We start from the raw sequence: 20,636 nt of genomic DNA, 5'->3' as shown, positions 1-20,636 counted from the left end.
AAGGTAAAGTACAGGCCAAAAAAAGAACGAGGTAATGTTGCACATGTTCAGGAAACTCAGGGGCGTATTTTCCAATGATCTGTCGATTGACTTGGGAACCGCCAACACATTGATTTATGTCAGGGACAAGGGGATCGTTTTAAATGAACCCTCTGTTGTGGCCCTCAGAAATGAATCCGGGCAGAAGCGGGTTGCCGCTGTAGGCCTCGAAGCCAAAAGAATGCTGGGACGTACTCCCGGAAATATAAACGCGATCAGGCCCATGAAAGACGGTGTTATTGCCGACTTCTTTGTTACTGAAAAAATGTTGCAGCATTTCATACACAAAGTTCATGAAAACCGATTTTTACGTCCAAGCCCGCGTGTTCTGGTATGCGTGCCTTGTGGATCAACGCAGGTAGAGCGCAGAGCGATTCGTGAGTCAGCGATGGGTGCTGGTGCCCGCGAGGTATTTCTGATTGAAGAGCCGATGGCTGCCGCATTAGGTTCAGGTATGCCGGTTGAAGAAGCCAGTGGTTCCATGGTAGTGGATATTGGCGGGGGTACTACCGAAGTCGCTATTATTTCTCTTAGTGGAATTGTGTATCATCAGTCGGTTCGCATTGGTGGTGACAAATTTGATGATGCCATCGTTTCCTATGTGCGCAGAAACTATGGAACACTGATTGGTGAGACGACCGCTGAGCGTATCAAGCATGAAATTGGCTCAGCTTTCCCCAGCCGTGATCTGTTTGAGATTGAAGTGCGTGGAAGAAATCTGGCTGAGGGAGTGCCAAGAAGTTTTACACTAACCAGTGCCGAAATTTTAGAAGCTTTGCAAGAGCCTCTCTCTGGTATTGTTGGTGCAGTACGTGCGGCTCTTGAGCTTGCTCCTCCCGAATTGGCAGCGGATATTGCCGAGCGTGGCATGGTGTTAACAGGTGGTGGTGCGCTTTTGAAGAATATGGATACACTGCTTATGGAAGAAACCGGTCTTCCGGTTCTGGTAGCAGAAGATCCATTAACTTGCGTAGCACGGGGTGGTGGTAAGGCATTAGAAACAATGGACCTTCGTGGCGGTGATTTCCTCTCAACCGAATAATTCCAAAAATAGATTATTTTCCAAAGGCAGGCACAAGACCTCAGGTTTTGTGTTTGCTGTTGCTTTATCTATTGGTTTGATGTTTTCTGATTTCCACTATAACTATCTGGGTTCAGTGCGTAATGGCTTTTCCTTTCTCGTTTCTCCCTTACAATACGCAGTCGATTATCCCGTTCGTATTATTGGCTGGATTCAGTCACTGGTAGGCTCCAAAAACGCCTTAATTAATGAGAATATGCAGCTTCGCTATCAACAAACTATGCTTGAAGCGGAACTGCAAAAATTAATGGCGATTAAAGAAGAGAACTCTCAGCTTCGGGAGTTGTTATTAACCTCTTCCAAAGCACAAATGCGGGCAATGGCTGGGCAAATTCTTGCCGTTGATACAACGACAGCTCGTCAGTTTGTTGTATTAAATAAAGGCAAGAGGGACGGTGCTTATGTTGGGCAGCCTGTATTGGATGCAAAAGGTGTAATGGGGCAGATCATTGATGTGGGTTATATGACCAGCACCGTATTGCTGATTTCAGATTCAAAAAGCGCTGTTCCTGTAAGAAATACCCGCACGGGTGAGCGGGCAATACTGGTTGGCAGCAATAATCTCGGGCAACTGTCTTTGATTAATCTGCCGCGCACTTCCAATATAGCGAAGGATGACTTATTGGTTACCTCAGGCCTGGGCCGTCTATATCCCGAAGGATATCCTGTGGGTCGTGTGGAGTCTGTCCAAAGTATTCCGGGAGATGCCTTTATCAAGGTGAATGTGACGCCGGTTGCTCTTTTAAATCGGAATCGACTGGTTTTGCTTATCTGGCCGGATAAGGAGCAAGCCGAGTTAACTCGTCAGATTAATGAGCGAATCAACGCTGCTGGAGCCAGCTCATGAGTTCAATGAACATCCGCTTACTGGTTGCATTTCTACTGGCATTGGCACTGAGTATTCTGCCTTTGCCCGAACTCATAGTAGGTATCAGACCGCCCTGGATATTGCTATTAATGCTTTATGTTCAGTTCTATCTGCCTGATCGTTTTAGTCTGGCGGTTCTTATTCTCATGGGGCTCATTCTCGATACTCTGCTGTCGACGATTATTGGTGAGCATACCTTTGCCCTGTCGATTGTTACCTGGATTGCCAGCAGCAAATCCAGACGATTCTGCCTTTTTTCCATTGGCCAGCAAATGGCTTTGGTAGGCATTGCGGCTCTGGTTTACCAGTTATGTATTTTTGGCATCGATATCATTCTTGGCGGCTATGCCAGTCTTTTTGATGTCTTGGGGAGTGCAGTCATTAGTGTTCTGATATGGCCCTGGATTCGATTATTAACTGAGGACACGCTGCTTACTAAAATACATCCGCGCTCGCAATTTAATTAAACCCTTTATAAAAAAGCTGGCTTATCAGATGCTCACCATTTTATATTGACCGGGTAAGAGATCCCCCAGCTCCCAATCGGCTATCCGATGGCGTATGAGACGCAGAGTTGGAAAGCCAATTGCGGCCGTCATTCGCCTGACCTGATGATTTTTCCCCTCACAAAGTACAATCTCAAGCCACGAGGTGGGTATCGACTTGCGAAAACGGACCGGCGGATTCCTTGCCCAGAGATTGGCAGGCTCCTCAATGATCCTGGCTTTGGCAGGAAGAAAAGACTCCTTTTCAAGTTTTAAACCAGCACGTAATTTGTTTAAATCACTATCAGCAGGGGTTCCTTCAACCTGTACCCAATAATATTTCTGTTTACGTTTATCAGGGTGAGTGAGTGCGTGTTGGAGTTTGCCGTCATTGCTTAGTAACAAAAGTCCTTCGCTATTTTTATCAAGCCTGCCGGCAGCGTAGAAGCCAGGCATCGAAATATAATCGGCCAGTGTTTTGTCTTGTTCTTCACCAGTAAACTGGCAAAGAACTCCGAATGGTTTATTAAACAGAATAATTTGTTTCACAAAGGGGGGGCTATACAAATAAAAGATAAATTATGCCGAATTACAAGAGTAGTGTCTAACCCCGCAGCCTTTCATTTTGAGCAAGTGAACGGTTTGAATCCAAATCACTTCGAGGTGCTTGGGTTAAAGAGTTTTAGCATGCTATGATAGCGCTCATTGGAGTAATAAGCGTATTATTGTGAGCATGGAAACAGCTCTCTCGTATAATTTTCCTGCTTCATTGTATGGATAATATACTCAAACGTAGCTATTTGGCCTGGATATAAGATTTCTTCCTTGTATTACTTGCTTTCCAAATGAGCACTGAAGCCCAAATCGCCTTGGTGATCATGAATTTTACTAACGGAGCAGTCGATGACATTTGAAAAAATAAAAGTACCCGCAAATGGGCAGGCAATTACTGTTGCCCCTGATTTATCTTTACAGGTTCCTGATCATCCGATTATCCCTTTTATTGAAGGCGACGGAATTGGAGTGGACGTTACTCCTGCAATGCGTATGGTCGTAGATGCCGCTGTTGAGAAAGCCTATGGTGATAAAAGAAAAATCGCCTGGATGGAAGTATATGCCGGTGAAAAAGCGACCCGTGTATATGGTGAAAATCAATGGCTTCCCAAAGAAACGCTTCAGGCTATCAGTGAGTTTGTCATTGGGATTAAAGGGCCTTTAACCACACCGGTGGGCGGTGGTATCCGTTCTTTGAATGTCGCGATACGACAAGATCTTGACCTTTATACCTGTTTGCGCCCTGTGCGCTATTTTCAGGGAACACCAAGCCCTCTCAAAGAGCCCTGGAAAACAGACATGGTAATATTCAGAGAAAACTCTGAAGATATTTATGCTGGCATCGAATGGCAGGCGGATAGTGTTGAGGCTAAAAAAGTAATTCGTTTTCTACAGGAAGATATGGGCGTTAAAAAAATTCGATTCCCCGATCACTGCGGAATTGGAATTAAGCCTGTCTCACAACAGGGAACTGCCCGATTAGTTAAAGCAGCTATTCAGTATGCAATCGACAATAACAGAGACTCTGTGACGCTGGTCCATAAAGGCAACATCATGAAGTTTACTGAAGGTGCCTTTAAAGACTGGGGTTATCAAGTCGCTCGTGAATGTTTCTCCGCTACCGAATATCAGGGTGGTCCCTGGCTGCATTTCAAGAATCCTAAAACAGGAAAGGACATTATTGTTAAAGATGTTATTGCAGATGCCTTCTTACAGCAAATCCTCCTGCGTCCGGATGAATACAGCGTCATTGTAACCTTAAATCTTAATGGTGATTATATTTCCGATGCCCTGGCTGCACAGGTCGGTGGAATCGGTATTGCCCCAGGGGCCAATATGGCGGATGCGATTGCTGTTTTTGAAGCCACACATGGTACTGCACCCAAATACGCGGGACAGGACAAAGTCAATCCCGGCTCGCTTATTCTGTCTGCTGAGATGATGTTGAGACACCTGGGTTGGACCGAAGCTGCTGATTTAATTATCAAAGGAACTGAGGGTGCAATTGAAGCCAAGACGGTAACTTATGATTTTGCGCGATTAATGTCAGGTGCAACTGAAGTAAGTTGCTCCGGTTTTGCAAAAGAAATAATTAATCATATGTAAGCTTAAGCCTGTTCAGCTTGTTACATAAATAGAACAAGGCAACTTGTTGTCTTTGCGAACGAAGTGAAGCAATCCAGATCGCACCTTGAATAATGTTTTAAAACTAGATTGCTTCGCTGATGCTCGCAAAGACGGTTTTTGTGTACCTGTTTTCATTTATGCAACCACGACAGCCTGCTCGCAGCGCAGGTCGGTAATCCAGCGGTTTGCGAGCCAATTGCAAAGAGCCTTTGATTTTTGTCAGGATATTTTGCAAAATGGATGCAAGAATGTGGGTTTTATCAATTGCTTGAAAAAAATAATCTGCTTACTGTTATATAAGACTGTCAATTTGAATCTTTAAGAAGCAGGATGCTGGCGAGAACTACAAAATTAATTTTTTTCATGAATTAAATCACTTTTTTACTGGCCAAATGCTCGTGGTAAGTCTATAAAATTAGTAAAGGGTGTACGTAATGAGCGAGCGATTTTCAGGTGAAATAATTGAGCGAAAGGTGACGGAGCTAGAGGTCCTCCCAGCGCTGAAATTGCCCAAAAAATATAAGGTTATTCTCCTGAATGATGATTACACCCCGATGGAGTTTGTGGTGGATGTGTTGAAGCGTTTTTTTCACTTCCGTGAAGAACTGGCGACACAGATAATGCTACAGGTGCATATAGTTGGAAAGGCTGTATGCGGCGTTTTTACTCGGGATATAGCAGAGACGAAAGTTGCTCAAGTCAATGATTTTGCCAGAAGCAACGAGCATCCACTGTTATGTACCATGGAACCGGAATGAGTGCAGATGGGTGAAGAGGAGCAACGACAATGTTAAACAAAGAACTTGAATTCACCTTAAATCTTGCTTTTAAGGAAGCAAAGGAGAAACGTCATGAGTTTATGACGGTAGAACATTTGTTGCTATCATTGCTTGATAATCCGGCAGCAGGGAATGTTCTGCAGGCATGTGACGCTAATATTGACTCATTACGCCGTGATTTGATCGAGTTTATCGATGAGACAACTCCCCGAATCCCAGAAGATGAAGTCGATCGTGAAACACAGCCGACACTCGGATTTCAACGGGTACTGCAAAGAGCGGTTTTCCATGTACAATCGGCCGGCAAAACTGAGGTGACCGGAGCAAATGTACTGGCTGCTATTTTCAGTGAGCAGGAAAGCCAGGCAGTTTATTTTCTCCGCAGAGAGAATATTACACGCCTGGACGTGATCAATTATATATCTCATGGGGTTTCCAAGTACCAGAACAACGACATGAGTGATAACATGAATTCATCGATGGATGAAGAGTCAATGTCAGGCGAGGGCAGCGAGTCGCCGCTTGAAAGCTATTGCATGAACCTCAACAAGCGAGCCAGACTGGGCAAGATTGATCCACTCATTGGTCGACATGAAGAAATTCAACGCACAATACAGGTACTCTGCCGTCGTCGAAAAAATAATCCATTACTGGTGGGGGAAGCAGGGGTTGGAAAAACAGCAATAGCCGAAGGTCTGGCCAGACGTATCGTGGATGGAGAAGTACCGGAAGCGATCAGCAGCTGTATCGTTTACTCTTTGGATCTGGGCGCTTTGCTGGCGGGAACCAAATACCGTGGTGATTTTGAAAAACGCCTGAAAGCGGTGCTCAAACAATTGGGACAGCAGGATGGTGCCGTACTTTTCATCGATGAAATCCATACCATTATCGGCGCTGGAGCCGCTTCTGGTGGTGTCATGGATGCGTCCAATCTCATCAAGCCTCTGCTGGCGAATGGTGAGTTGAAATGCATCGGTTCTACTACCTATCAGGAATACCGGGGTATTTTTGAGAAAGACCGTGCCTTGGCAAGACGTTTCCAGAAAATTGATATTAAAGAACCAAGTATTGATGAAACCTTTGAGATCCTCAAAGGGTTAAAAGGGCGTCTGGAAGAGCATCATGGCGTCAAGTTTTCAATCCCTGCACTTAAAGCTGCTGCGGAATTGTCTGCTAAATATATTAACGATCGGTTCTTGCCGGATAAAGCGATTGATGTGGTTGACGAGGCAGGGGCATACCAAAACCTTCTTACAGCCAACAAACGCAGAAAAATTATCAGTGTTACTGAAATTGAGAATGTGGTTGCGAAAATTGCCCGTATTCCGGTGAAAAAAGTTTCTGCAAGAGATAAAGATACTTTGCGAAATCTCGAACGTGACCTTAAATTACTGGTTTATGGACAGGATATTGCAATTACCGCTCTGGCTTCTGCAATCAAACTGGCGCGCTCTGGCTTAAGAGAACCGCAAAAACCAGTAGGCTGTTTCCTTTTTGCGGGACCTACCGGAGTAGGTAAAACCGAAGTGACCCGTCAGTTGGCTAATGTACTGGGTATTGAACTCCTGCGTTTCGATATGTCTGAATACATGGAGAAGCATACTGTATCTCGATTAATTGGAGCACCTCCTGGCTATGTGGGTTATGATCAAGGTGGATTGTTAACTGAAGCAGTGACTAAAAATCCTCATTCGGTACTGCTGCTTGATGAAATTGAAAAAGCGCACCCTGATGTATTCAATCTACTGCTTCAAATTATGGATCATGGCACGCTGACCGACACCAATGGACGTCAGGCTGATTTCCGTCATGTGATTATGGTGATGACCAGTAATGCCGGCGCTACTGAAATTTCTCGAAGCTCTATCGGTTTTGCCATGCAGGACAATAGTCTGGATGGACTCGATGCTATCAAGCGTCAATTTAGTCCGGAGTTCAGAAACCGTCTGGATGCTATCATTAACTTTGCACCATTGGATAATGTCACTATTGGTTTGGTAGTTGATAAATTTATCATGGAGCTGGATGAGCAATTAAGTGCCAAGGGAGTGACCTTTAAGGTGGATAAGGCGGCCCGAGAGTGGTTGATTGAACATGGCTATGATAAGGCAATGGGTGCAAGACCAATGGCCCGTCTGATTCAGGAAAATGTCAAGAAGCCTTTAGCTGATGAGCTGCTGTTTGGTAAATTAACGAATGGCGGGCATGTGATTCTGAAAGTCAAAGAAGGCAAGCTGCATTTTGAAAGCCATGATTACCGCGAAGGCGTTTTCTAGCCAGTTGATAGTCAGATTAAAAAATCCCGCTTAGGCGGGATTTTTTTATTCTAGGCTACGATTGAATGCGTTTCTGGAGTTTCCTGAGGAACTATCAAATTCATATTCAAGTTAATTTCAACTGATTTGGCTAAACTTTCACCCTCTGTATTCCCACTGTAAATTGCATCCATCATTCTCTTACGCTCCATCGCTAAAGATTTTCTGTCCATATTGTCCACAGCAGGATTACTAAAGAGACGTAATTTATAAAAATTATGGGTATAACTCATATTGGGCAAAACATGAAAGCGAGATTCTTTTTTGTCGACATGGATTAATTCACAATATCCTTTAATCACTACCGCCCGTGTTATGTGCGGATTTGCTTTAATGCTCTCCATAACTTCCTTCAGCAATGAAGTTCGAAGCTTGAAAAATGCTTCTTTTTCTGTAATGGTGAATCCACGAAGGAAAGGCAGATTGCTTTTGTTCACTTTATAATTTACATGCGATTTACTAAAGGGGCTCCGGCCTGATAATTCCTCCAGCAGTTCGAGTTCAGCCACTCTAAGCGGGGTCTTTTTATTTTTCAATGTCGCTATATTCAAGCCTTTTCCAAAGGCTGTATTTAAATCATTTTTGCGCGTAAACTGATTTTGTAAAAGAGTAACGTTATCCTTCGATAGAAATGCAGATGCCTGAGCATTCCCTGTGTCGATATTGCTTTTTGACAGGTAGAGCAATTTATATTGATACCCCTCATTCGTCTGGTGCTGAACAATAACATAAGTTTCATCAAGCCCTGAGGCACGTAAAAGTTTGGCATAATTTTCTACAGAAGCTGATTTGGATATGGCAGCGATTAATCCGCAAGCGGGAGTAGTTTGTGGCTTTTTTTCGGCCTTGGCTTTTTGAATAATGGCTTTTTCCTCTTCCAGCTTCTCGATTTGAGCGCTTTTACAGCCAAATAAAGTGACCTTGGTAAGACAAGGATATTTTTCCACTATTTCGGTGATTTGACTGGCGTCCAGGCCCGCGATTTTCTTAACAAAGGAGTTGGCATGACCAAGAATCATCAGGTGAATGCCTTTCAGATCAAGCGACTGTAAATCCTTCATCAGATGGTCCAGGTGATCGGTAGTCACACAGGTGACTCGTTCCTCACGTGACTGTTTACGTTTATAAACCTCCATTACATCCACGAGTTCCTGATCATAGAGATCTTGCTTATTAATCAAAATGACATGTTGTATTTGCTTTAGAAATTCTTTGATAAAACTGGCTTTATCTCCAGGAAAATACTGGTGAGACATGTAATTTCTTTCGAGATAGACACGTCGGTTCTGGGTGCATAGTAATTTGCGAATCGTTTCATCGACAAATTCCATTGCATAGATGTTTTGATTGATGGCCGTTTTACACACATCATAATTGTCCTGCGCTTCAAAAATATATTCCAGGGCCAACCCATTGTTTGACACGGCAGCAAGGTAGAGCGCTTTTTTAATGTCTTCTGGTAAGGATCTTGGTACAAATTGTACGCTTTCCGGATTTTTATGTATTGCTTGAAAGCAAATTGAAACATAGTTTTCAACTTCTTTTGGCACGTGTTCCAGCAGGAAACCATCGGCGGCAACCGCTTTAATATAGAACAGCGTATCATCAGCATAAATTTCCTCAACGTAGGTTAATGCAAACGGATCATAACTTATCGCTTTGGCATAAAAAGTTTTTCTGTACCCTGGTTGAGAGAGGGAAGCATTATCTATAGAGTTTTGGAGTGCTTTTCTTAACAACAAGTCATCATTATCTGTAACGGCTTGATATAGCTGATTAATTTCTTCGGGGGTGAAAATGTCACCCAGTCTTATCGTTATTTCTTCTAGTGAAAGATTTGAGTTGATAATCTTTTTAACAAGAATGCATGCATTTGTAATAATCATATCAATATGGGTTTATATTGTACAGAAAATGCAATTTTATTAAATTATTCTTATGAGAAAATTAAGACGCTCTGAAAAAAAGGAATTATTTTGATTAATCCAGTCATTTTTACTCACAAACAGGCCCCGTCATCTCGAACGCAGTGAGAGATCTCCGGATGCTGGCACAAACCAGGATTTGGGAGATCTCTCACTGCGTTCGAGATGACGGGTATGTCATAGTTTTGATTTCATATTATTCTCACTGTATAATAGTTCATCATTTTGTGGGTTGTTTGTTTTTGGTGATTCATGCAAGAGAAGAAAGAAAATCGTCCGGTTCGTTGGAAACGTGTATTTATAGACAGGGCCGCATTAGCCAAATATACAAAGGGTCCCAAGCTAGTGAAGAACCTGGCGCAAAAGCTGCTGAATAGTCTCGTCTCAGCCGGCTATGAGAAATTATTCGGTGAGAAATTATTACTCGATGAGTTGGCGAGCGGTCGTATAACCGGAGCTGATCGAGCACTTATTATTGATTTTGAAGTGGACGGCGAATGGACTGCCGTGATAGCGGACATTGCAGAAAATCATGATTATAACAAATCCTCTCTTTACTCAGATAGGCACGGGGTCGAAAAGTATCGCGCCAAGTATGGTCCCTCGATAATCCAGCGTATCCGCGAACAAATGGCAGAGGAGCGTGCCGCTGCTGCCCGTCAGGCAGCCGGGGAGGCAATTGTTCCGCCCCATCCGGTGGTTACGCTGGATTATTACAACCAGAATTTCATTCGCTTGAACAGCCAGCAGGAGTCGGTATTGGAGACAAGGCTTCCTGCCTTGATCAGTGGAGCGCCTGGCTCTGGAAAGTCTTGTGTGGCGATATCGCTGATTACAGAGTTGCTAAGCCGACTGTCGGATAATCCTGAGACGCACATTCTCTATGTGACCAAATCCCCTGAATTAATCGAGGCGATGCAAGCGATCTGGGATGCGCTGTTACTTCCTGAGGATCTGAAAAATCGAGTTGAGTTTAAAACCTATGAAACGGTAGCCCGTGAACAGCAAGGACAAGCCTTTGTTGGGAAAGAGCTTGCTCAGAAGGCTGATTTTGAGTTGTGGTTAAAGAAGTACCGAAAAACTGGTCTTTTAGAGGATGCAGCTCAGATTTATGAAGAGTTTCGACTGTTATCGGGTTATTCCCCAAAAGAATACCTGGGGCTCGGCGAAAAACAAAGCCTGTACCCCAATAAAGAGGATAAGCAATGGATTTTAAGGGCGTATCAGTCCTATCTGGCCTATCTGGAAAATCAGCACAAGGTAGCTGTCGACTTTCTTGATCTGAAACAGCAGGGCAAATATGACCTGGTTCTGGGTGATGAGGCCCAGGATCTATCGGGACAGGAACTGGTAAACCTGTTGAATCTTGCTAAAAATGGGCAGATTTGCTTTTGCATGGATTCACATCAAAGTCTTTTTGATAGTAAATCCAAGCGTCCATTTATTTTTGAAATGATGAACCGCATAGAGTTAAAGCTTGAGTATATTGAATTGCCGCATTCTTACCGTTGCCCTGCCGATGTGGTGCATTTCGCGAACACAGTGATTAGTATAAAAAACAGAGTGGTGGGCGGAAGTTCAGACAAACTGGAAAAGCCTGAAATAAAGATGTCTCCTGAACAGGCGAATACGCCAGGCATGGTCCATTGGTTAACGCAGGATGAAAAAGAACTGGCCAAGTTAAGGGAGATGGCTAAGCAAAGTAATTTTGCCATTATCACCCTGCCTCAGTATGTGAAGGAAGCCCGGGAAAAATACCCCGAGGCGGTAATGATATTTACTCCGGAGCAGATCAAAGGTCTGGAGTATGAGAATGTGATCCTGTATCGGATGCTGGATGATCCACTTTGCCATGAGGCGAGCCGTGAACTGGATCCGAATGCAAAAGTGCCTGTTAACCAGGCCAGAAGGGGTTGCAGCAAAGATCGTCTGGGTCCGCCCTTAAACAAATTTTTCACGAGTTGTACACGTGCTACGTGCCGCTTATTTGTTGACCAGGGTAAAGGTCATCCATTAACCAGGCTTTGCAATGAGCTGGAGAAAGGAATAACAACTCCGGACACGGCCTTCTTAAACGAGGTGATTCTTGAGCAAACCAGGGAAGAATCTCTCGCGGGATGGCAGGCCGAAACCTGCAGGTTGTATCGGAATGGCAAGAAAGACATGGCAGAAAATGCTTTTAATCGCTGGCTAAAGGGGAAGCTGCCTTATGCTGATTATACGAGCTTCCTGTTGGCCAATGAGCTAATTAAGATAGAAGAGCCAGTTAAGCCAAGTGAAACAGCTCCTAATCAAGAGCCAGAAAAGCTACTGGAAGCTGCTTCTTCTGCCAATGAAAAGGAGGACACAGCGCCTGATTTAAATACCGTAAGAGGAAAACGAAATTCTAATAAAGGAAGACGAGGCAGACAGCGTATGAACCCCGCTGGAGGGAAGCCTCCCGCAGCCACAACTACCGCGAGTCTCTCAAAAAATAATGTTTCGGGTGGTTTGGCAGGTCTGTTGCCGAATTTTTTTAACAGTAACCAGAAAAGTCAAGAGAAGTTGCCGATCAGCACTGGTGGTAATTTAGGCGTATCCAGGCTGATAGATACAATTAAAACCGATCTTTCCATCAATGAGCAGACTAAGTTGATGAGTTTATTTGAAAGCAAGGATACCAAGCCTATGGCCTTGTTTGCTGAAGAAGAGCCGTTGCCGTCAGCTACATCTGCAACAAAGGACGAGATAACTCAGTCAGATTTGAATAAATGGTTTGAGGTTTTTTCTGACGACTGGCTTGATCGTCCAGGCGTAGAGAAACCACAGCCAGAGGTAATTCTTGAATTACTATTGCTTATCAGGAATGCGGGTTATGAAAGTTTCCTAAGCAGGTTAAAATCCGATAATGATAAATGGCTGGCGCTTAAACGTTCTTTTACTAAAAACCCCGAGATGACCGAGTTCTATTTTTCATTAAGTGAATTAATCAAAAAAGAACCTGTGAGTGGAAAAAGCTATTTTGAAATTTTATGCCGGAAACAGCATGGCCTTGATTTTTTGAAGGAGGTCCTGGAATCACTCCCGGTCCCTGAAATGCTTGATAAAGGTCCTCTCCTTGTATTGTCGGTTATTTTTTTTGGTGCGACCTCAACCACTGAGTGGGATAAGCTCTGCGATGAGAACAATTTGTTAATCTTCCTGCTTAACAGTCCAACGGGCCGACAAGTATTTAAGCTTCTTTTTACCAGCCAATTGTTTTCAGCTTTAGTCTGGAAAGACAAAGAAAATGAGACACTTTTGCATTGGGCGGTCAGGAACCAGCGCATCAATGTGATTGTTTTAATCATGGCTGCAAGGGACAGCGTATTGCGTGATGGTCTTTTAAAGCCTGAATGCGATGTATGGAGCATAAAAAATAAAGATGGGCTTACGCCTCTTGAATTGGCTCAAAAGGATAATCTAAGTAATGTAATCAAAGCGCTTGACCCTGCTCTTTATGTAAGATCTTCCGCTAAAAAGGCTACCTCCACCTCGCATGAACCAGATAATAGCGAGGAGTCTCTTATGAAAAGGATGAAAAACGTTGTTGGAACAAGAGGGGCTTTTCTTCTTCCTGACGCTAAGAAACTGAGAAATGAAATTAATGAGTTGAACCAGGAGGTTGCCACCATACGAAATAAAATAGCATCGGCCAAATTGCAAATGCAAAAGAGCAAAGAAAGGAAAATCCTGCTTCAATTAAAAACAAAGGAGCAGCGTGTCGTTGCAAAACAGGACGCGCTCAATGAACTCTGTAACAAGGCAAAAATGAGCGCTCTCCTTGACTTATTGACTACTACACTGCACTCAGAAGAAATCTATGCTAATTTTGATCTATTGATGATAGGCACAGTTCCGAGTTTATTGTACTCGTTTCTAGCGAGCCCCTTGAAAGACATGCCGTCCCTGCTTAAGTATTTATATGAAAAGAATTTTAAAACCGGAGAGGAGGAAAACCTCTGGCGTTGTCTTGAAAATTATTTGGCAGAGAATCCTGAGCTGGTCAATTTCAGTTTCTCTTTAAAAGAGTTGTTCAAGCCCTTTGAAGAAACTGGTAAATCCTGCTTTGAAAAGCTGGCTCGTACAGAAGAAGGTCTTGAGTTTCTGGTATTAATTTTCAAGAATCTGGCTATATCCGATACTATAAAATCAGATCTGGAAGATGCTATCGGATTAAGTTTCTATCATGATATAACAAGAAAAAGCTGGGATGGATTGACGGAGTCTGATTCTCTATTACTTCATTTATTCAATCGTCCGCAGGGTCGTTATCTGCTTTCAAGGTTGCCTGCGCATATTTTTTACAATTTGATTAGGCAACAGGATTCGCAATCGAATAGTTTTCTGCACTGGGCTGCGGCTACGCAGCGAACGGATCTGATCTCTATGGTACTTGAGCTGCAACCAAGACTTAAGGATGGCGCTACAATACAAGTGTTTGCCGGCCTAAAAAACAAAGAGGGGAAGACTGCACTGGATATCGCAAAAGCGAATCAGTTTGAAGATGGGATAGATTTATTCACCCAGCTGGAAGCAAATCAGACTGTTCAACCTGGACTGGCGGTGTTTTCCTCCCTGTTTCATCCTGCAGAGAGGCTATCCGCAGAAACGGAAAGCAGGGACGGCCCAGCATTAACCCTTCCAATCAGTGATCAAATCGGCTCTTCCTGTCAAAGGGGTTAAAGCTGGTTTCAGTGCAGGATAGGTGCAAAAAGGTCTTTGCGAGCCTTGGCGAAGCAATCCAGATCGAGGCTCTTATCGGGCACTGCTCTGGATTGCTTCACTTTGTTCGCAAAGACGGCTGGTACGATACTAAAAATGAATCACAAACCGGACTACGCCCACTTTGGCCTGCGCTCTGTTCCTTGCATCCTGTTCTGCATAATAGTTAAGGAAGAGAAAATGGTTTTTAGTGATGTTATATAATAAACCGGGCCCAATCGACCAGAGTTTTTCACGCCTTCCCTGTACGTCCGCCCCGTTCACTTTGGTATCGGTGAACTGGTTGAACCAATAACCATTGATACCCGCAAAGAACTTGTCTGTGAACTGATAACTGCCAGCAAAATTGGCGTAAACCGCCTGACCTGCTTGTGTGGTTCTTGCGTATGGGCCAAAGGCAACATTGGGATCATGATTTTTAGCGTTCCATAAATAATGGAGACGAAATGAGGCAGCTATTTTGGGGGTAAACCAGAATGTTCCTGCCCAGTAAGGGTTAATTGACCAGAAATTGCTCCCCGGATTGATTGCATAATTGCGGTTATATTCACCAGTGGGTACTACAATATCAAGATCAAGACGTTGGACCCACAGGGGACCTTGTCCGTCTTTTCGCATTACCGGGTCAAACTGCAGGGCAGGGCCTATGAATAAATCCCCTTGCCCCACCTGACCATATATGGCGGTGTTGCTCAAGCCATCATCCACACTGGTGTTGACTACCCAGGGGAGCAAAGCAGACATTCCCAGGCTGGCGCCAAGAACTCTAATTTTCGAGAGATAAATTAATTGTGTAATATTGACAGTGACATCGACATCTGTTTTTGGCAGAGGCAGACGATCGCCATTTTTATCTTTTAGCTGATCAGTAGTGAAATATTGGAAATAATCCTGAAAATACACACCTGGTCCTGCAGGAGGTCCGCCATCGAAGAAGCTTGTGAATCCTAGATTGACATAGGGTTCATCATAGGCAAGGGCTGTAGAGAAATTTAACAGTAATAATAAACCCGCAATACAAATCCTTTTCATTTTACTCCTGATCAAGGTCTAAAGTTTGAATAGACAATCTGCTATATTATGCTCTTTTGTCGCCTTGGGAAAGAGGCAAAAAATAAATGCTGCAAAAGTGGTACAACAGCTTGTGATTTTCAAAACTGTGCCATACTTAATTTATCAAGATGTAAGATCTGCTTTGCAATTCCCGTAGTAAACCGAAAGGTTTTACATCGCGTGAACTTCATTGTCTTTATTGCTGCTCATTATAGTTAATGGGGAATTGTTATGTTTATATATACGGCTAAAATTTACGTAGGAGCACAGGAGGTTCAAAATAATACAAGCGATGATCTTGAGCAACTGTTCATTTGGATGCTAACCCAGGTGCAAGGCAAAACGGGTGATTATCACGGTCATATTATTAATAACTCCACCAATGAAATAATTAGAAACTTTCGTAAATGCCATGACGAATAATTTTGACTAACATCAGAATATAAGTCCGATAGGTTAAATACTTTAATTTCCTTCTTTAAAATATCTCTTCTTAGTTACAAGCTCAGGCATTCTCGTTAAAATAAGCCCAAGTTAACTGTCGGGTCGATTTAATGCTCAGTGTTATTATTATTACCAAAAATGAAGAAGCGAATATAAAAAGATGCTTAGACTCGATTGATTGGGCTGATGAGATTATAGTACTCGATTCCGGAAGTACCGATAAAACGGTTTCCGTTGCTCAGGAATACACAGAGCATGTGTATATTAGCGATGATTGGCAGGGATACGGTATTCAGAAGCAGCGTGCGCTGGCACTGGCCTCAGGGGATTGGGTATTAAATCTTGATGCCGATGAGTCGGTTAGTGACGATTTAAAATCAGAAATCGAGTCTGCCATGCAGTCGGGAAAAGCCCAGGCTTTCCGTATTCCTATTCGCATGAATTTTTATGGGAAAGTATTACGCTATTCTGCCAGCCCCAAGCGTCATATTCGCTTGTTTAAGCGAGACGGAGCTCGATACAGTGATGATATAGTTCATGAGAAAATCATTCTTCCCGATAATCGTGTTATAGGTAAGATCTCTAACCCGATTATGCATCATTCCTTTCTCGATGTGACGCACGCCCTCGCTAAAATTAATCGTTATTCGTCTTACAGCGCAAGAGTTCGCATTAAACAAGGTAAAGCGCCTTCGTTTCTGTCGGTAATGATGAGCACCGGCTGGATGTTTTTCCGCTGTCTGATTTTGCAGCGCGGAATATTAGATGGTAAGGCTGGTGTCCTAATGGCAGCTTTCAGCGCTCAGGGAACCTTTTACAGAGGGGTGAAGCAGATTTATCCCGACAGGCAATTGCATAAACTGCCGGAAAGTAAAAATACGGAGTGAGAAGCAGGGTGCTTCTAACCCCTCTCTCTAGCTCTCTCCCCAAAGGGGCGAGAGGACTTTAAGGAAGACTCCTTCAGAAAAGTCCCCTCTCCCAAGCTGGGAGAGGGCTAGGGAGAGGGTTGATTACTAAAACGCCAGCTTAAGCTGTTCCCAGTACTGGTTATATATTAACAGGGTATCTTCTCCCACATCTCTTTGAAAATGTCCTTGCTTCAAAACCTCCGCCGGCGGGTAAATCAGCGTATTTTCCTGAAGTGAGGTAGGCAGTAATTTTCGTCCTGACAAATTGGTGATGGCATGGCCTTCTTTTAATGCAATCTGGCTGGCAACGTCGGGACGTAGAATGAAGTTGATAAAGGCATAGGCTTCTTCGGGGTGGGGTGGATTGAGTGGCATTGCCAGACAGTCTACCCAAATCACAAAACCATCTCGCGGAAAGTTAAAACGGATGTTTGTATTTTCCGCCTGCGCCTTAAATGCATCACCATTCCAGGCGCTACCGAGCGAGGCATCTTCATCAATCATAAGGGCCTGAATACTGTCGCTGGCAAAGAGTTTGATATTGGGAACCAGCTTTAAAAGATGTTCATAAGCCAGCTGAATATGTTTTACATCCGTATCATTAGGATCAAAACCGAGACTCATCAGGGCAATCGCGAATACTTCCCGGGAATCATCAAGAAGCATTAACTGGTTTTTCCACTGTTTCTCCCAAAGTTCTGCCCAGCTTAGGGGGGGATTTTTTATTTTGGTCTGATCGTAAAAAATGCCGGTTAATCCCCAAATCATGGGTACGCTGAATTGATTACCCGGATCGAAGGCATTATTGGTAAAAACAGGATCAAGATTTTTAAGATTAGGTAATTTTTGCGGATCGACAGGATGAAGCATATTCTGTTTTTTCATTCGTTCAACAAAATAGCCTGAAGGCAGAATTACATCATAAATGGTTCTGCTGCTTGCCTTTAATTTGGCATACATGGTTTCATTGCTGTCATAGGTGGAAAAATTCACCTTGATCCCTGTTTCACTTTCAAATTGCTGAACAACTGATTTGGGAATTTCACCGCCCCAGACATAGACATTCACTACAGCAGAAAACCCGGTTACTGAATAGAATACAAACCAGAATACAAGCATCAGCTTTTTCATAGTGAACGCCTGGATAATAAATGAGAAATGATGACCAGAATCATCGAGAAGCCAAATGTGATAGAACAAAGCGCATTGAGCTCAGGAGTAACCCCTGCGCGAACGAGCGAATAGATGGTCAGAGGAAGAATATTGAAATCAGGCCCGGCCACAAAATAACTGATAATCACATCATCGAGAGACAGGGTAAAGCAAAGCAGAAAGGCGCTAAGAACGGCAGGCCAAAGCAGGGGCAGCAAGATTTTTCTTAATGCGGTAAAACGGCTAGCCCCTAAGTCCAGCGCACTGAAATAGATATTGGGATTTAGGGTATTGATGCGTGCATTAATGGTTAAAATAACAAAAGGCAGGCAAAAGGTAATGTGTGCAATCAGGAGACTAAAAAATCCAAGGGGTAGTCCGGTGATATTAAAGAATATCAATAATGAAACACCTAAGACCAAATCAGGAATAATCACCAGCAATAAAAGCATTACAGCCAGAACTTGTCGATGTCTGGTTTTGAAGAGAAAGAGGTGTACGGCAGTTAATAAACCCATAACCGTAGCGATTAATGCCGAACTGACTCCTAATATTAATGAGTTGCTAAATGCGGCCCACAATCCGCGATCATGGAAAAGTTCAGTGTACCACTTTATTGAAAAACCATGCCATTGCAGGGAAAACTTGGCATTATTAACTGAGTAAAGCACCAGAATGAGAATAGGAAAATATAAGAGGGTGTAAACAAAAAAAAGAAAAAAACGCTGGGCGAACTGTTTCATGCGCTCACCTCAGTATTCTGACGTCGATAAAACATAAGAATTAAAAGCAATAGCAAAGTAAGCACAATACTGGTCGCTGAGCCCTGTGGCCAATTCTCAAGAACTAAAAACTGATTCTGAATTAAATTACCAAGAAGAATGGAACGCGCCCCTCCCAATACGTTAGGAATATAAAACAGGGTCATAGCCGGAAGCATGACTAAAAGAGAGCCTGCAATGATACCCGGGGCTGTGTTGGGCAGAAAAACACGATTGAATATCGCCCATTTACTCGCCCCCAAATCTCTGGCCGCCTCAATTAAGCGAAAATCAAAACGTTCCATGTTATTGAAAATTGGCAATACCATAAAGGGAAAAAGGTTATAAACAAGGCCGATAATGACCGCAAAGTTGGAGTAAAGCAGCGATAAGGGTTCATGAATAATATGAAGCTTTAATAGTACAGCATTGATAATACCTTTGTATTTCAACATTGCGATGAGCGAATAGGTTCGTACCAGAGAGCTGGTCCAGAAGGGTATGATAATCAGGAGAATCAAAATGGATTGATGACGAGACTTCACCAGCAGATAGCTGAATGGATAGGCAATTAAGAGACATAGGAAGGTCGTAATCGCCGCAATCAGCAATGAGCGAAAGAAGATTTTTATAAATACCCAGTTTAACAGAGCTGAATAATTTTCAAGCGTAAAGGGCAGGGCCATCAGATTTACAGGATCCCTGGAGAGAAAACTGGTTATCAGCACAAAGCAAAGCGGCAGGAAACTGAAGATAATCAGCCAGCTGTAAAGAAAATAAAGTGAGAATGCCTTAGCTTTCATCGCGTAAAAGCACCTCCCATCCTGATAACCATTCTACCCAGACTGTTTCATTCGCATTGTATTCCAGCTTGTCGTCATCCTCATCAAAAAATTCAGATGCATTAATTATTTTTCCGGAATCAAGACTGACTTTTAAATCAACAGTCGAGCCTTTATAAACAATTTCATTAATTCGTCCTGGCAGCATATCGTGGCTGTCTTTTACTTCGTGCAAATCCCACACACGAATATCTTCAGGCCGTACAATCAGATGAACCTTCTCTCCAGGTTTGAAATTGGAGGTGTTTTTGCAGGTGAGCTCCACGCCCTCAATGTCAACAGTCAGATTCTGTTCCCTGACTTCCTTAATTGTGGTCTGAAAGATATTGGCTTCGCCGATAAAACTGGCCACATGCAAATTCACCGGGGTTTCATAGACTTCCCGTGGAGTGCCGATCTGTTCAATCTGGCCGTGATTAAAAATGACGATTCGATCAGACATTGACAAAGCTTCTTCCTGATCATGGGTAACAAAGATGAAGGTCATATTTAATTTCTGCTGCAGCTGCTTCAATTCAGATTGCATGGCCTTTCTCAGACGATAATCCAATGAGCTTAGCGGCTCGTCGAGCAGCAAAACCTGGGGGCGGTTAATTATTGCTCTGGCAATGGCAACCCGCTGTTGCTGGCCCCCGCTCAACTGCTTGATATTACGCTCGGCGAAGGGTTCCAGCTGCACAAGCCGTAATGCATCCAAAACCCGCTCTCGGATCTCTTCTTCTCTGATTTTGCGGCAGCGTAGTGCAAAAGCCACATTTTCAAATACAGTCAAATGAGGGAATAGTGCATAGCTTTGAAATACTGTATGCACATCGCGTTTTTGCGGAGGCAAATTATTTACGCAGATACCGTTAATAAAAATTTCCCCCTTCGTCGGCTGTTCAAAACCGGAAATCAGACGAAGCAGTGTCGTCTTTCCGCAACCCGAGGGGCCGAGTAATGTTAAAAACTCGCCATCAAGGACAGATAGGGAAATATCGGTCAGAATTTCATTCTGGCCATAGGATTTAAAAACGTTTTTAATTTCTATCAGAGGTGTCGTCATTGATTTTTGCTGAGC

16 protein-coding genes are annotated in these 20,636 nt (G+C 43.4%); 9 read left to right on the top strand and 7 right to left on the bottom strand.

Going from position 1 to position 20,636, the window contains the following annotated elements; translation table 11 throughout:
- Window positions 1-43 precede the first annotated feature (43 nt).
- Genes B1207_RS01395 through mreD form a run of 3 tightly spaced genes read left to right on the top strand, consistent with a single transcriptional unit; the run spans window position 44 to window position 2,455 of the window.
- Window positions 44-1,081 carry a rod shape-determining protein gene (locus B1207_RS01395; protein ID WP_025385468.1) on the top strand — a complete coding sequence of 346 codons (1,038 nt, stop codon included), beginning with the start codon at window positions 44-46 and terminating at the stop codon, window positions 1,079-1,081.
- Window positions 1,059-1,967 carry a rod shape-determining protein MreC gene (gene mreC, locus B1207_RS01390; protein WP_112218333.1) on the top strand — a complete coding sequence of 303 codons (909 nt, stop codon included), beginning with the start codon at window positions 1,059-1,061 and terminating at the stop codon, window positions 1,965-1,967. Before B1207_RS01395 ends, mreC begins: the two co-directional genes overlap by 23 nt.
- Complete coding sequence (gene mreD, locus B1207_RS01385; protein ID WP_112218206.1) at window positions 1,964-2,455, top strand: rod shape-determining protein MreD; 492 nt, start codon at window positions 1,964-1,966, stop codon at window positions 2,453-2,455. Before mreC ends, mreD begins: the two co-directional genes overlap by 4 nt.
- A 24-nt stretch (window positions 2,456-2,479) precedes the next feature.
- Here the strand turns inward: mreD and B1207_RS01380 are convergent, their stop codons facing one another.
- On the bottom strand, window positions 2,480-3,022 hold the full coding sequence (locus tag B1207_RS01380; RefSeq protein WP_112218205.1) for a pseudouridine synthase: 543 nt from the start codon (window positions 3,020-3,022) through the stop codon (window positions 2,480-2,482).
- A gap of 354 nt (window positions 3,023-3,376) precedes the next feature.
- Here B1207_RS01380 and icd point away from each other — a divergent pair, with 354 nt between their 5' ends.
- The 3 genes from icd (at window position 3,377) to clpA (ending at window position 7,709) form a co-directional block, all read left to right on the top strand.
- Complete coding sequence (gene icd / locus B1207_RS01375; protein ID WP_112218204.1) at window positions 3,377-4,633, top strand: NADP-dependent isocitrate dehydrogenase; 1,257 nt, start codon at window positions 3,377-3,379, stop codon at window positions 4,631-4,633.
- A gap of 455 nt (window positions 4,634-5,088) precedes the next feature.
- A complete protein-coding gene (clpS, locus tag B1207_RS01370; protein WP_112218203.1) occupies window positions 5,089-5,412 on the top strand; it encodes an ATP-dependent Clp protease adapter ClpS in 324 nt (107 codons plus the stop codon).
- 29 nt (window positions 5,413-5,441) lie between these two features.
- Window positions 5,442-7,709 (top strand): ATP-dependent Clp protease ATP-binding subunit ClpA, encoded by a 2,268-nt coding sequence (gene clpA, locus B1207_RS01365; RefSeq protein ID WP_112218202.1) that lies wholly within the window; start codon window positions 5,442-5,444, stop codon window positions 7,707-7,709.
- Window positions 7,710-7,759: 50 nt separating this feature from the next.
- On the opposite strand, the gene B1207_RS01360 is transcribed toward clpA, so the two are convergent.
- Window positions 7,760-9,634, bottom strand: coding sequence for a DUF4116 domain-containing protein (locus B1207_RS01360; protein ID WP_112218201.1), 1,875 nt, complete (start codon window positions 9,632-9,634; stop codon window positions 7,760-7,762).
- A 291-nt stretch (window positions 9,635-9,925) separates the two neighbouring features.
- Here B1207_RS01360 and B1207_RS01355 point away from each other — a divergent pair, with 291 nt between their 5' ends.
- Complete coding sequence (locus tag B1207_RS01355; RefSeq protein WP_112218200.1) at window positions 9,926-14,377, top strand: DNA/RNA helicase domain-containing protein; 4,452 nt, start codon at window positions 9,926-9,928, stop codon at window positions 14,375-14,377.
- A 129-nt stretch (window positions 14,378-14,506) separates the two neighbouring features.
- Here B1207_RS01355 and B1207_RS01350 read toward each other — a convergent pair whose 3' ends face one another.
- Window positions 14,507-15,448, bottom strand: coding sequence for a SphA family protein (locus B1207_RS01350; protein WP_112218199.1), 942 nt, complete (start codon window positions 15,446-15,448; stop codon window positions 14,507-14,509).
- A 252-nt stretch (window positions 15,449-15,700) separates the two neighbouring features.
- Here B1207_RS01350 and B1207_RS01345 point away from each other — a divergent pair, with 252 nt between their 5' ends.
- Together B1207_RS01345 and B1207_RS01340 are read left to right on the top strand one after the other, a co-directional pair.
- Window positions 15,701-15,892, top strand: a complete 192-nt coding sequence (locus B1207_RS01345) for a hypothetical protein (protein ID WP_112218198.1) — start codon at window positions 15,701-15,703, stop codon at window positions 15,890-15,892.
- A 131-nt stretch (window positions 15,893-16,023) separates the two neighbouring features.
- The gene (locus tag B1207_RS01340) at window positions 16,024-16,800 is read left to right on the top strand and encodes a glycosyltransferase family 2 protein (protein WP_112218197.1); all 777 of its coding nucleotides are present in this window, start codon (window positions 16,024-16,026) and stop codon (window positions 16,798-16,800) included.
- Between the two features lie 126 nt (window positions 16,801-16,926).
- On the opposite strand, the gene B1207_RS01335 is transcribed toward B1207_RS01340, so the two are convergent.
- The 4 genes from B1207_RS01335 to potA are packed head-to-tail and all read right to left on the bottom strand — an operon-like array spanning window position 16,927 to window position 20,621.
- Window positions 16,927-17,952: an ABC transporter substrate-binding protein gene (locus B1207_RS01335; RefSeq protein WP_112218196.1), complete on the bottom strand. Its 1,026-nt coding sequence runs from the start codon at window positions 17,950-17,952 to the stop codon at window positions 16,927-16,929.
- The gene (locus B1207_RS01330; protein ID WP_112218195.1) at window positions 17,949-18,716 is read right to left on the bottom strand and encodes an ABC transporter permease subunit; all 768 of its coding nucleotides are present in this window, start codon (window positions 18,714-18,716) and stop codon (window positions 17,949-17,951) included. Before B1207_RS01330 ends, B1207_RS01335 begins: the two co-directional genes overlap by 4 nt.
- Window positions 18,713-19,537 (bottom strand): ABC transporter permease, encoded by an 825-nt coding sequence (locus B1207_RS01325; RefSeq protein WP_112218194.1) that lies wholly within the window; start codon window positions 19,535-19,537, stop codon window positions 18,713-18,715. The genes B1207_RS01330 and B1207_RS01325 overlap by 4 nt, the downstream gene beginning before the upstream one ends.
- Window positions 19,527-20,621, bottom strand: coding sequence for a spermidine/putrescine ABC transporter ATP-binding protein PotA (gene potA, locus B1207_RS01320; protein ID WP_112218193.1), 1,095 nt, complete (start codon window positions 20,619-20,621; stop codon window positions 19,527-19,529). The genes B1207_RS01325 and potA overlap by 11 nt, the downstream gene beginning before the upstream one ends.
- Between the last annotated feature and the right edge of the window lie 15 nt (window positions 20,622-20,636).

Source organism: Legionella quinlivanii (genome assembly GCF_003265995.1).
In the GTDB taxonomy this organism is placed as follows: Bacteria; Pseudomonadota; Gammaproteobacteria; order Legionellales; family Legionellaceae; genus Legionella_C; species Legionella_C quinlivanii_A.
This window is presented reverse-complemented; position numbering and strand designations above follow the sequence as displayed.